The 12,457-nt window shown below is 56.9% G+C and carries 14 protein-coding genes; 8 read left to right on the top strand and 6 right to left on the bottom strand.

The window, feature by feature from the left end:
- Positions 1-32 precede the first annotated feature (32 nt).
- Both Q1B13_RS07435 and Q1B13_RS07430 read left to right on the top strand, forming a co-directional pair.
- A complete protein-coding gene (locus tag Q1B13_RS07435) occupies positions 33-1,271 on the top strand; it encodes a DNA recombination protein RmuC (RefSeq protein WP_298934472.1) in 1,239 nt (412 codons plus the stop codon).
- Between the two features lie 50 nt (positions 1,272-1,321).
- Positions 1,322-2,632: an adenylate/guanylate cyclase domain-containing protein gene (locus tag Q1B13_RS07430; RefSeq protein ID WP_299078974.1), complete on the top strand. Its 1,311-nt coding sequence runs from the start codon at positions 1,322-1,324 to the stop codon at positions 2,630-2,632.
- 17 nt (positions 2,633-2,649) lie between these two features.
- On the opposite strand, the gene Q1B13_RS07425 is transcribed toward Q1B13_RS07430, so the two are convergent.
- Together Q1B13_RS07425 and Q1B13_RS07420 are read right to left on the bottom strand one after the other, a co-directional pair.
- On the bottom strand, positions 2,650-3,300 hold the full coding sequence (locus Q1B13_RS07425) for a ChrR family anti-sigma-E factor (protein WP_299078971.1): 651 nt from the start codon (positions 3,298-3,300) through the stop codon (positions 2,650-2,652).
- Positions 3,301-3,310: 10 nt separating this feature from the next.
- Positions 3,311-3,967 (bottom strand): sigma-70 family RNA polymerase sigma factor, encoded by a 657-nt coding sequence (locus Q1B13_RS07420; RefSeq protein WP_298934475.1) that lies wholly within the window; start codon positions 3,965-3,967, stop codon positions 3,311-3,313.
- 146 nt (positions 3,968-4,113) lie between these two features.
- Between Q1B13_RS07420 and Q1B13_RS07415 the strand changes: the two genes are divergently transcribed.
- The 4 genes from Q1B13_RS07415 (at position 4,114) to Q1B13_RS07400 (ending at position 6,020) form a co-directional block, all read left to right on the top strand.
- The gene (locus Q1B13_RS07415; protein ID WP_299078969.1) at positions 4,114-4,887 is read left to right on the top strand and encodes a DUF1365 domain-containing protein; all 774 of its coding nucleotides are present in this window, start codon (positions 4,114-4,116) and stop codon (positions 4,885-4,887) included.
- An 85-nt stretch (positions 4,888-4,972) separates the two neighbouring features.
- A complete protein-coding gene (locus Q1B13_RS07410; protein ID WP_298934477.1) occupies positions 4,973-5,290 on the top strand; it encodes a DUF3775 domain-containing protein in 318 nt (105 codons plus the stop codon).
- 239 nt (positions 5,291-5,529) lie between these two features.
- Positions 5,530-5,757 carry a DUF1127 domain-containing protein gene (locus Q1B13_RS07405; RefSeq protein WP_298934478.1) on the top strand — a complete coding sequence of 76 codons (228 nt, stop codon included), beginning with the start codon at positions 5,530-5,532 and terminating at the stop codon, positions 5,755-5,757.
- A gap of 59 nt (positions 5,758-5,816) precedes the next feature.
- Positions 5,817-6,020 (top strand): hypothetical protein, encoded by a 204-nt coding sequence (locus Q1B13_RS07400; RefSeq protein ID WP_299078966.1) that lies wholly within the window; start codon positions 5,817-5,819, stop codon positions 6,018-6,020.
- Positions 6,021-6,114: 94 nt separating this feature from the next.
- Here the strand turns inward: Q1B13_RS07400 and Q1B13_RS07395 are convergent, their stop codons facing one another.
- The 4 genes from Q1B13_RS07395 to Q1B13_RS07380 are packed head-to-tail and all read right to left on the bottom strand — an operon-like array spanning position 6,115 to position 9,620.
- Positions 6,115-7,257: a saccharopine dehydrogenase family protein gene (locus tag Q1B13_RS07395; protein WP_299078963.1), complete on the bottom strand. Its 1,143-nt coding sequence runs from the start codon at positions 7,255-7,257 to the stop codon at positions 6,115-6,117.
- Positions 7,258-7,260: 3 nt separating this feature from the next.
- Positions 7,261-8,316 (bottom strand): saccharopine dehydrogenase, encoded by a 1,056-nt coding sequence (locus Q1B13_RS07390; protein WP_299078960.1) that lies wholly within the window; start codon positions 8,314-8,316, stop codon positions 7,261-7,263.
- A 14-nt stretch (positions 8,317-8,330) separates the two neighbouring features.
- Positions 8,331-8,945, bottom strand: a complete 615-nt coding sequence (locus Q1B13_RS07385) for a glutathione S-transferase family protein (RefSeq protein ID WP_299078957.1) — start codon at positions 8,943-8,945, stop codon at positions 8,331-8,333.
- A 24-nt stretch (positions 8,946-8,969) separates the two neighbouring features.
- Complete coding sequence (locus Q1B13_RS07380) at positions 8,970-9,620, bottom strand: histidine phosphatase family protein (RefSeq protein WP_298934483.1); 651 nt, start codon at positions 9,618-9,620, stop codon at positions 8,970-8,972.
- Between the two features lie 156 nt (positions 9,621-9,776).
- Here Q1B13_RS07380 and Q1B13_RS07375 point away from each other — a divergent pair, with 156 nt between their 5' ends.
- Positions 9,777-10,955 carry a Zn-dependent hydrolase gene (locus Q1B13_RS07375; RefSeq protein ID WP_298934484.1) on the top strand — a complete coding sequence of 393 codons (1,179 nt, stop codon included), beginning with the start codon at positions 9,777-9,779 and terminating at the stop codon, positions 10,953-10,955.
- A 393-nt stretch (positions 10,956-11,348) separates the two neighbouring features.
- Positions 11,349-12,443, top strand: a complete 1,095-nt coding sequence (gcvT, locus tag Q1B13_RS07370; protein WP_299078954.1) for a glycine cleavage system aminomethyltransferase GcvT — start codon at positions 11,349-11,351, stop codon at positions 12,441-12,443.
- The last annotated feature ends 14 nt before the right edge of the window (positions 12,444-12,457 follow it).

Genomic DNA, 12,457 nt, shown 5'->3' with positions numbered 1-12,457 from the left:
AATAGAAACAAAACAAGAACATACTGACTAAGATGATAGAGATTGCAGGCATACAGTATTCGTTGACCGACCCAATGGTTCTGACCGTTTTGGCGGGGGTCGGAGTTGTCCTGTTGATTCTGGTCCTGCTGTTTTTGTCGTTGCGTGCGGCCAGTCGATCAGCCCGGATGGCGGAACCTTTGGCACGGCAAATGGCGCATTTGGGTCAACATGTGCAGCAACTGGGCCAAGGGCAGGATCAATTGCGGGGTGGGTTGCAGCACGTCTCGGACACGCAGGCCAACGCGCAGGTGCAGGTGATCCAGACGGTCGAGGCGCGGCTGTCTTCGGTTCAGCAGCAGATGAATGACCGTTTGGCCGACAACGCCATGAAATCCGCCCGTGCACTTGCTGATATGCAAGAGCGGATGAAGGAATCCTTGCACGGATCATCGAAACAAACCGCGACGTCGCTGACGCAATTGCAGGAACGTCTGGCGGCGATTGACAAGGCGCAGGACAACATCACCAAGCTGTCGGGTGACGTGTTGTCCTTGCAGGATATCCTGTCGAACAAGCAAACGCGCGGTGCCTTTGGTGAGATTCAGTTGAACGATATTGTGTCCAAGGCTTTACCCTCTGACAGTTTTAAGCTGCAGGCGACCCTGTCAAATGGCCGTCGCGCTGATTGTCTTATTCACCTGCCGAACCCGCCCGGACCTATTGTCATCGACAGTAAGTTCCCGCTGGAAGCCTATGAGGCTTTGATCAATTCCAGCACCGATTTGGAGCTGAAAGCGGCGGTACAGATGTTCCGAAGCACGGTGCGCAAGCACATCACGGACATCTCAGAGAAATACATACTGGACGGGGAAACTGCCGACGGTGCGCTGATGTTCCTGCCCTCCGAGGCTGTTTATGCCGAGCTGCACGCCAAGTTCCCGGAACTGGTTCAAGAGAGCTTTTCCAAGCGCGTCTGGATCGTCTCACCCACAACGTGCATGGCGACCTTGAACACGATGCGCGCCATTCTCAAAGATGCGCGGATGCGGGAACAAACAGGCGCGATCCGCAAAGAATTGGGATTGCTCCACAAGGACGTCGACCGTCTGGGCGACCGGGTGACCAACCTGGATCGGCATTTTGGGCAGGCGGCAAAGGATATCTCGGAAATCAAGATCAGTGCCGAAAAGGCAGGCCGTCGGGCGCAACGGCTGGACAATTTTGATTTCGAAGAACTGGCCCCGGATGAAACACCGGGAGTTGTTCCGTTGACCCGACAGGAAGGGTGATCCCAAGAGAGCGCACCGGTAGACAGGCAGCGTGGGGCTCATACAGCAAAATGAACACAACCAGTCAGTCGCCGAATACCTCTGATCTGCTCGAACAGGCCGAACAGGACGCAGAACGGATTGTCGGATTGCTGCGTATGCTGGTCGCAGCTGGCCTGGCCCTGTTCTTTTTGTTTACGGTTCAGCCGGTGCTCAATTCAGGGCACGCCGTTCTGGAGCGGCAATGGGTTTTTGCGCTGAGTACGATGCTGGCCTATTTCGTTCTGGGATTGGCAACGTGGTGGACCGCACGACGCGGTCATTTTTCAGCCTGGGTTGCCTGGCCTGTCTCAGCGGCGGATTCCTTATTTCTTGTCGCGAATGTCTGGGTGGGAATGCGTAATGTGGGTCTGTCCGGGGATGCGATCTTTGTGCTGCCAGCGGTTTGGTTGGTCCCGATTGTGCTCGCGTTCGGTGTCTTGCGTGGAAACCCAAAGATCATGGTACTGCAGGTAGGGTTACTTGTACTGGGGTTGTTGATTTTGGTTGGCGTTGACGCAGGGTCGACGCGTGGATTGGAAGACAACCCGATCTGGTTGTTCTTGTCACTGCCGCCAAATCTTATCCGACTGTTCATGATTGCACTTGCAGGCATCGTGCTTATCGTCGCGGCACGCCGCGTCCATGCCTTGCTGTTCCGCTCGATTACAGAAGCACAACGCCGGGCCAACCTGACGCGGTACTTACCGTCTCAGGTGGTTGAAGATCTTGGCGACAGTGGCTTGGCCGCTCTCAAAACTGGGCGACGTCAGATGGCAGGCTTGATTTTCATCGACTTGCGGGGGTTCACAACAGTGTCGCAACAGCTTCGCCCCGAGCAAGTGTCCGAACTGGTTTCGGATTACCGCAGCCGCGTTTCAGCGGTCGTTCGGGCCCAGAACGGGATCATCGACAAGTTTATTGGCGATGCGGTGATGATTGTCTTCGAAGGGGATCAAGCTGCCAGCCGTTGTCTAGATTGCGGTATGGGGCTGTGGAAAGAAATGCAGGAGTGGAGCACCGAACGTAGACAGGCAGGGCGGCCAGCTTTGGACACAGGGATCGGGCTGCACTGGGGAGAGGTCTTTATCGGCGTGATTGGCGATCAGGAGCGGTTGGAATTTTCGGTGTTCGGGGACACCGTCAACATCGCGGCCCGGCTGGAAAACCTGACGCGATCACACGAAATGGGCATGATCCTGTCGGCTGATCTAATCAGTGCTGCCGGTGAGGCCGGGCAGAATGCAAAGCTGGTGTCGCTGCCCCCGATCGAAGTCAGAGGTCGCAGAGGTACCTTGGAATTGCTTGGGATACCTCAAGAACACTACACGAGCAGAAGCTAATCCGACTGACGCCTGGGTCAGATCCGCAGGAAGGGCTGGAATAGGCGCGGCACGAGCTTGCTGAATTTCAGCGGCGCGTCAGTGACCGCAAGGCAGATGCAATCTTCGCCGATATCTGCAACAGGTGTGTGTTCCAGATCTTCGTCGGCAATCTCGACATCGCCACGGGCGAAGCGATCAACCTCATCGGAAAACGCACCCTGAAGCACCATTGTCAGTTCCACGCCGTTGTGGCCGTGATCGGGCACGGCGGCACCTGCGGGAATGAACAGCAGCCTTGCAGTGGCATCTTTCCCAGTTGGCAGGATCGCCTGCTTGACGCCCATGCCGATGGACCGCCAGCGAATATCAGCAACACTACCGCCAACATAATCCTGCAGTGGGGCAGGTAAAACGGCGCAACCCGGTCGAGCGGGTTTGGGGGTCGGTGCGCCCTGAGCGATCAAAGCCATCGTGGCAGCTAGGGATTCATCGCTCATGCTGACGGGTTGGCCTTGCTGTTCCAAAACATGTCCACCCACAGCATCAAAGCTTTCAGCCCGCGCGCGGCAATCGTCGCACAGGGACAGATGCGTGGCAACCATCAGGTCGAACGCCTCGGACAAGCTTCCGGCCGCATAAGCCATCAGCAAGTCGTCCGTCAGATGATGTTTAATCGTTTTGCTCATCTCATTCATCTCAGTTCATCGCATGGCGCAGGCGATCCAGCGCCAGCCGTATCCGTGATTTGATCGTGCCAAGGGGCAGCCCGGTCTGAGAGGCGATTTCTCGATGGCTCAGATCTCCGAAGTACGCCTTCTCGATCAGCTGTCTCTGCGCGTCTGGCAACGCCGATAGGGCGGTACGCAATTGCGCGGTTTCTTGTTGCAGAACGATGACATCGTCCTGTTCGGGTTCCGCTTCGGGGCCCCAACCCAGTTCTTCGGGTTCGGGGCGGCGTTGCTTGCGCAGAACATCAATTCGTTTGTTCCGGGCGATTGTGAACACCCATGTCGCCACGGTTGCCCGTGTTGGATCAAACAGGCGAGCCTTGTGCCACAGGGTCGCCATCACCTCTTGTGCGCACTCCTCGGCCATTGCAGGGTCAGATCCTGAGCGGATCAGGAAGGCCTTAATACGAGGTGCGAAGTGTTGGAACAGTTCGGCAAATGCCGCCTGATCCTGCGTGTCCCGAATGCGTTTGACATGGTCCACCCACTCGGCCCTGGTGTCGCAACTTTCTTTGGTTCCGTTCACCGGCTTGCCCTTGATGTGTTTCTTTGCACGCCATGACCGAGACACGACCGTCTCGGTCGGGGGCTCGTCGATGGTCGCGGTATTCATCTCGGTAAACATAACCACATTACGTGGCGCGGCCCAAGCCGGATCACTTTACGGGGTCATTTTAATCCAAACTGCGCTAGCTTTCGTATTCAGGTAAACAGGCTTTCGGGGAAAAGAACGCCTTTTGAACAGTTTACAGGCAGAACAGAAAACAACGAATGACACAAATAGTCGATCATATTGCCGGTCATACCTATCATGGGCGCAAAGGCGCGATTGAAAACGCGTTTCGCTATTCGATAGACTACATTTTGCTCGACCCGGAAGCAGAACTGAAAACGCCAGCGCTGTTCTCAATTGACCGCGTGAACATCACAAATTGGCGGGCCCGAGATCATGGTGGTGAGCCGGGACAAGGCACAGGTGCCGCTTGGTTGCGTGCGCAATTTGACGTGAAAGATGTGTCGCAACCCGCGCGGATCATGTTGTTGACGCAACCTCGTGTGCTGGGCCACGTATTCAACCCGGTCAGTTTCTGGTTCTGCTTTGACAAGGAAGAAACGCTTTATGCGGTGGTGGCCGAGGTCACCAATACCTTTGGCACGCGTCATAGCTATCTGTGTCACAAACCCGAATTTTCGCAGATCGAACCCGGGGATCGGGTCGTTGCGGACAAGTTGATGCATGTCTCGCCCTTCCAAAAGATCGAAGGGTCATACACGTTCCGCTTTGACTATCGCCCGGATCGGGTTGGCGTTTGGATCGACTATGGGCGCGACGGCGGTGGTCTGATTGCCACGCTGACCGGTCCGCGCCAGCCGCTGACCAATCGCGTGATTCTCTGGTCGCTGCTAAGGCGCCCATTCGGTGCGCGGCGAACGTTCACGCTGATCGTTTGGCAGGCCTTTAAGCTCTTGTTCAAAAAAGCAACCTTCCGTCCGTTTCGCACTGCCCCGGTTCCAGATCGGCCCATGTCCCGCGTACGCCGATAGCCCTTTCAGTTTGCGTGAGATCAAAGACTCCGGCTTGGTTGAATGGTTGTCATGGGCAAGAACCGCGAACACGAGGAGCTGAAGGATGTTGGAAATCTCGGCAAGAAAAGTCGCCCAGGTTGCGATGATGGGCCGCGAGTTGAACCGGGCCGAGGGCGAGCTACGCGCCTTTGTCGATCACATGAGCGAAGATGAGCAGGCCGAACTGGTTGCAATAATGTGGGTCGGTCGGGAGAGCTTTTTCGCCGAGGATCTGGCCGAAGCCATTGCGACAGCCAAAGCCGAAGCTTCGACCCCCTGCGCCGACTACTTGATCGGTACACCGCATATGTCTGACCATCTGGAAAACGGGTTGGACGCGCTTGGAATATCAGCCGAGGATGTTGAGAACGACCTGATGTAGCTGTCTTTATCGACCAAACGCTCTTGGTGGCAGTTCGGGTGTCTTCCGACGTTTACCGTGAATTGAAGATCCGTGTTGAGACACGGGTTGTAGCGTGGTCTCAGCGTATCATACCCGCCGAAGCCTTGCTGCCAACGAGTCTAAAAGAACCTTAATGACCCGCTTTGGCAACGTTAAGGAAGCAGTCCCAGATATGAAGCTGTGAAGACAACGCAATTAAAGCTTAGGAGGAGAAAGACATGGCACATACACAGACTGTAGACGCCCGGAGCGGCCCTCTTGACGGCCTGTTTGCAAAATACGCAGATGCAAAGGTTGAGCACTTTCGCCGCCGGATTTACTCGAAAACCGTGCGGGATATGGAAAGGCTCGAAGATCATCAGCTGGCCGACATCGGTGTCCAGCGGGACCAGATCAAGCGATGCGCGTATGAAAGTGTGTATCACAACAAGCCCTACCGGCAGTGACGACGCACTCAGCGTGAACTGATCCCAATCCCCATGACCATGCTTGTGAGGTAACCAGTATGTTTGACGTTATCCGGCAAACCGATCAACCGGCCCCGGCTGCCAGCGCATTGTTGTTGTTCGACCGTGCTATGCGGATCCGGGCGATCAGCCCTGACATCGTCTGCGCTGCTCAGCAATTGAACGCTATGACCGATCACCAGTTGTCAGAGCTTGGCATCAACCGAAGCGATGTCGAAGACACGATAGAGCGGTATATCTGAAGGCCCAGTAAGATAAATTCAGACGATTGTTACACACCCAAAGAAGAGCAATGAAAGCCATTCTAGAAAGTCTGGGATGGCTTTTTTGTTTCAATCAGGTCAGATGATCCACGATTTGCAAATGCTGCGCCAACGTGTCGATTTGGCTCATCCATGCAGAGACCAGCTTCGGATCGCTGGGCGCTGCATACACGCCGACCGGGATCGCGCGGTTCAGAACGGCTTCGACGGCGAGCGATACCGGGACTGATACCAGCCGTGCCATTGCGGTGCCTCGTGCATCACCCCAGGCATCCATAACATAGGTTTTATGCCAGACCGCGACGCCGTCTTTTTCGGCCTTCAAGCCAACGCACAGCACGACGCGATCGGGTTCGCCGTCGTCATAGGCGTTTTCGTCCCAGAACTGATCCGACATTTCCTTCAGGCGTGCGTCGCCTTCCGGGCCGGTCAGGGTTTCGATTTCGCTAAAAACGCCTGACCATGCATCTGACCAGCCATTCAGGCGCAACGTGCCACGGACGAACTCTTTGACCGTCCAGTGCTCCTCAAAATGGTACTGCCGCATGAAGGGCAGCGAGTCGCGGTTTGGATAGACCTCAAAGCTCTCTGGCGTGGGCAAAGGGGCCGTGTAACTGCTGATCGCGTCCCACGGGCGGGACACATCCAGCGGCGCGTAATCTCGGATCGAGCGGGAAGGCGACCGCAACGCTTTGAGCACACCCAGAGGCGACCAGCTGAACTTGTACCGGAACGGGTTTGGGTTCTTGGGGATGCCGCCGCAATAGGAAATGAAGCTCAGGTGGTTTTCCGGATCGAACACGCCCAAGGCACGGTAGTCGTCCAATAGCGCATGCGCCATCAGGTGATCGATGCCCGGATCAAGTCCAACTTCGTTGACAAGAACCACACCGGCTTCGCGGGCCTTGTCATCCAACGCGCGCATTTCCGGCGCGATGTATGAGGACGAGACAAAATTTGCCTTCCTTGCGATTGCAAGTTCGGCCAAAGGAACGTGCCAGTCGCCCGGCAGCATCGAGACGATGACATCTCCGGGTTCCAGAACAGCTGTGAGTGCGTCAATTTCAAAGGCGCGGATGTTGTCGGTCAGATCTCCGATCTCGGCCCTGGCCTTTTCGACGGTTCGGTTCCACACCGTAACACTGTGCCCGCTTTCGATCAGTCGACGCAGGCCGGGAATGGCCGATAGGCCGGTGCCACACCAATGGATGGTCATCGCTCAGATCCCTTCGATATGAGAATGGTAAGTTGCTGCTGCCCGGCCCCAAACTCCACTTTCTAGGTCTGGCAGGGTCAGCAGGGACGGCAACAATTGCGCCGCATAGTCTTCCGAACTTTCGACCGGCAGCATCGACGGAAGATTGTCGATGGCGATCACGTCCAGTACAGGGTTGGTGGCCACCCGCAAGGCGGGGCGTGCCCACGTGGTGGCCTGATCATAGACAGGCACAGGGTTATAGTCGCTGTCCGGATCGCAGGCGACATCGCCAATGGCTGTCAGGGTGCGCCTGGCATTCAAAGCCTCTGGTGGGACAAAGACAGGGGTTCCGGGGCGGGCAAAGATGCAGTTAAGGAACAGGTCATGGTCAAGGATCTCGGGGAATGGACCGCCGCTGGCGGTTTCGGCCATATCCCATTTGGTGACCTGTACACCCATCGCCTCGCACAGATCAGCGGCGCCGGTTCCAACCCGACCTAGTGCCCCGATGACAATGGCCCGAGGGTGGGGGCACTCGGTGGCATCCACCTCGGCCAGCAATTCTGAATTCAGGGCGTCTTTACTGGAATAGACGCCGACCGCAGGGCATTCTTGGCCGCGTTGCTGCGAGGCCCAGGTTTTGAGCGTCACCGCGGCCCCGGCATAACCGGCCCAATAGCCAAAAGCGGCGACACGGCGGCCGTCTTCTTGCACCAGATATTCCAGATCATACAGTGTTCCGCCCCCGGCCTTGAAGCGTTCCAGCAACGCGCGGCCGGAGTGTTGTCCCTTGTAAGCATGGCCAAACATGATGTGCCGATGAGGCAGGGGTGAACCATCTTCGGGCAGCTCCTTGAGGCCAAAGATGATCGCATCTGCAGGCGCCTTGGGCCAGGAATTCTCGGCAGCGATTTCGCATCCGACTTCTGTGTATCCATCTATCGGGATCGCCCGGACCGAGCTTTCCTCGACTGTCACGCGGATGCCCGCAGCGATCAGGTCTGCGGCCCCCTGGGGCGTCAGGCCGACCCGTTCTTCGTTGGGGCGCTGTTCTGCCCTGACCCAGAGATGTGTCATTTGCTATCCTATGTTCAGAGCATTCCGGCGGCCCTGACCGCCTGAACCGACGCGCGCGCCTCCATGGCGTCGCGAAATGCGACGATCTTTGGGAAGGCGGCAACGTCTACACCGTCGCCTTCAAGCCAACTGCACACAATATAAAGATAGGCATCTGCAAGGCTGAACCGGTCGCCCAACACGAAAGGGCCTCGCAGACCATTTGATACAATGTAGTCGCAGGATGCGGTCATCGTCTCGGCCACTTTGGCAGTCATGTCGTCCCAGCTGGATTTTTTGTCCGCCCAGCGGTGCCCCCGCAACTTGTGAGCGTGGTTCACATGCATTGTGGTCGCAAGGTAATACATCACTTCGCGCATTCGGCCCGCCATAACGGGTTCATCGGGCACCAGTCCGGCCTCTGGGGCTTGGGCCGCGACATATTCCAGTAGTGCTCCGGTTTCGGTCAGAATTCCGCCATCCACCGCCAGCGCTGGAACCCGGCCTTTGGGATTGATTTGTTGATAGGCCGGTTTGGTTTGTTCACCTGCGGCGAAGTCTAAACGGATCGCTTCATACTCCAACCCGGATTCTTCTAGAGCGATGGCGACAGCGACCGAAATGGTCCGTGGGGCATAATAAAGCTGCATCGCGTGTTCTCCGTTGCGATCGTATTATAAGTGCGTTTGGGCAAACTGCCGGTCTGGTGCTTCCAGGTGCGGAACAGCATTGAACAGAACTGGGCTAAGTTGTGGGCCAATCGGGTGCAGACGATGCATCGACGTGTTCATGATGGCAAGAGCGACGCGCGCCATCGATGAAACGTCCAACCCCATGACCTGTCGAACCACCATCGAGATCAGACCACCCGAGGTTACGACGATTGCAGGGCCCTCTTCGGTTCCGATGTCATGCAGCGCGCCGGACACGCGTGCCTCGAATTCGGCAAATGTTTCCGGCGTATCGCTGATTTGGCCACTGGCCCATGCGGCGAAGGTTTTGGGCAGATGTTCCACAAACCCTTCGCGATCCGTTGGAACGACCTCACCATGCTGTTCTTCGAACAGTTTTGCGATGTTGAAATACTCGATCTCATTCAGCCGAGGATCCTGAATTGGATCTGACAGCCCCATGCTGGCTGCAGTTTCGATATGCCGAACAAGCGTACCGCAGTAAACGCGCGGGTGATGCGCGCGTGTGTCGCGCAAATGCGCGCCCAGCCATCGCGCTTGCTGATGGCCAAGCTCACTTAGCTTGTCATAGTTCTTTTCATCACGTGCGGCGGTATTGGCCTGGCCGTGACGAACCAGTGTGATGTGTGACATGGCGGTCCCTCTTGGCCGAAGTCTTAGGGCAGGATCCGTGCAGGGACCAGAGGGGTTTGCCAGCCACGCACTAATAACACCGTGCAATTCATGCGATCGGCTTGCACGACGACGCGCCGGGCGTATGTTTGGGCCATCGTGGGAGGGGAGCGATACATGGCCATTGACGAAAATCGGTTTCTGGCTGACCTGCACGCGCTGCGAGCGTTCGGTGCTGCGGGCGTAGGTAAGGGTGTGACGCGACCCGCCTATTCACAGGCAGATATTGCTGCGCGCCGTTGGCTGGCCACGCGCATGCAAGAGGCTGGACTGCAACCGCATTTCGATCCGGTCGGTAATCTGTTTGGTCTTGCCCAGGAACCATCCCTTTTGATGGGATCGCATTCAGACAGTCAGCCAGAAGGCGGCTGGTTGGACGGTGCGCTGGGTGTGATTGCAGCCCTTGAAGTGGCGCGCGCCTCAGACCGGCCCATTTCGGTCGTGAGCTTCCAGGACGAAGAAGGTCGGTTTGGTGTGACAACCGGATCAGCAATCTGGTCCGGAGGGTTGAACTTGTCACAGGCGGACAGTCTGACCGATCACGCAGGCGTAACCCTTGGGGCTGCACGTGCGTCCATGCGGGATTTGGCGCGGGGTTTTGTCGATCCCGGTCAGTTCACCGGGTTCATCGAAATGCATATCGAACAGGGCCCGTCGCTGGATGAAAGCGGCGATCTGATCGGCGTTGTGACGGATATTGTGGGCATCCGGGACATGGTGATCAGCTTCGAAGGTCAACAGAACCATGCCGGAACCACTCCGATGCACCTGCGCCGCGATGCGTTTCAGGCTTTGTCGCTGTTCAACGCGGAAATCAACACGCGGTTCCGGAACGTTGTAACGCCACAAACGGTTTGGACGATCGGGCATGTGGAGGTGCATCCCAATGCATCCTCAATCGTTCCGGGCCGCGCCCGGTTTTCGATGCAGTGGCGCGATAGTGATCCAGACCGTCTGCTGCGAATGGAGGAGATCATTCGAAAGACCGCGCAGGACATTGCCGATCGCTTGGAAATGGGTTTGGCCTTTGGCCCGATGTTGGGGCTGGAGCCGGTCTCGATGGACAGGGCATTGCAGGCGAAACTGGAAATTGGCGCACAGCGTGTTGCGCCCGGAAAGTGGCGGAGCATGCCGTCGGGTGCGTTGCATGACGCGACCAACGTCGCAAAGCTGATGCCAGCGGCGATGTTGTTCGTGCCTTCGATCAAGGGAATCAGTCACGATTTTGCCGAGGACACTTTGGAAAAAGACCTGATTGCAGGCCTTCATGCGCTGGTTCTTGCCGTTAACGGGTGACCGAGCAGTAAGATCGCGTCATTTAACCATTTGATGTATTTGTGAATATTCTAGAAACGCCTGAAAGTCACCTGCAAAGCTCATGCGATCACATCGCCTAAGGTTGGTTGTTGCCGAATGGAAAAAAGTTTCCTATAGGAGACAAAACGCGGTGTATCACCGTATACAGTTCGTCATTTGATCAAGCATCGGGGCAGTCATGATGGCCAGTGAATGGATACGGCAAAGACCAATATCAGGGTGTTTCTCCGATGTCTTTTGGACCGGTGCCACGTGTTTGGGCGCAAGATCATTCGACGCAACTGCCCCAAAAACAAGCATTGAAAAACCGGCCATGTTCTTCGACCATAACGCCACCCGATCTCATGCCGCGACAAGAGAAGGAGACTCACAATGACTGACCCAAAACGCACTCCGCTTTATGATCTGCATGTTGAGTTGGGTGGTAAGATGGTCGATTTTGCCGGGTGGGAGATGCCCGTTCAGTATCCTCTGGGGATTATGGGCGAACACAAGCAGTGCCGCGAAAAGGCAGCGGTGTTTGACGTGAGCCATATGGGCCAAGTGATCCTGCGCGGCGAGAATGTGGGGGAGAAGCTGGAAGCTTTGTGCCCGCAGGCTTATGCGACGCTGAAGGAAGGCAAGGCGCGGTATGGGTTTTTCACCAATGCGGACGGCGGGATCATGGATGACCTGATCGTGTCGAACGCGGGCGATCATTACTTTGTGGTGGTGAACGCGGCGCTGCGGCATCAGGACATTCCGCATATGCAGGCCAATCTGGACGGCGTCGAAGTGATTGAAATCTTCGACCGCGCGCTGGTGGCGGTTCAGGGTCCTGCCGCAGAAAACGTTGTGGGCGAGCTGTGTCCGGCGGCGCGGGATCTGAAGTTCATGGAAACCACCGTGGCCGATATCAACGGCGTCGAATGCCGCATCTCGCGGTTGGGCTATACCGGCGAGGATGGGTACGAGATCTCGATCCCCGAAGAAAAGGCCGTGGAGGTGACCCGCGCCTTTCTGGCGCATGAAGATTGTGAAGCTGCCGGTCTCGGCGCGCGAGACAGCCTGAGGCTGGAGGCAGGTCTTTGCCTATATGGCAACGACATTGACCAGAGCACCTCACCGATCGAAGCATCCTTAGGCTGGGCGATCCAGAAGCGCCGCAAGGAAGAAGGCGGTTTCCCGGGCGCGGACCGGGTGCAAAAGGAACTGGCCGATGGGGCCTCGCGCAAGCTGGTCGGCATCAGGCCAGAAGGCCGCGCACCGGCGCGCCACGGCGTGGAGATCCAATCTTCCCAAGGAAACAGGATTGGTCAGATCACGTCGGGCGGGTTCGGCCCCACAGTTGGTGGCCCGGTGGCGATGGGCTATGTCGCAGCCGGACATGGTGAGCCGGGTGAGGTGGTGAACCTGATCATTCGGGGCAAGCCACAACCGGCGCAGATCGTGGCGCTGCCCTTTGTCACACAGAATTACAAGCGTTGAAGTCAGGAGAGAGA

It is taken from the genome of uncultured Ruegeria sp. (genome assembly GCF_947489545.1).
Lineage (GTDB): Bacteria > Pseudomonadota > Alphaproteobacteria > Rhodobacterales > Rhodobacteraceae > Ruegeria.
The sequence above is the reverse complement of the archived record's forward strand: the minus strand, read 5'-3'. Positions and strand labels throughout refer to the sequence as shown.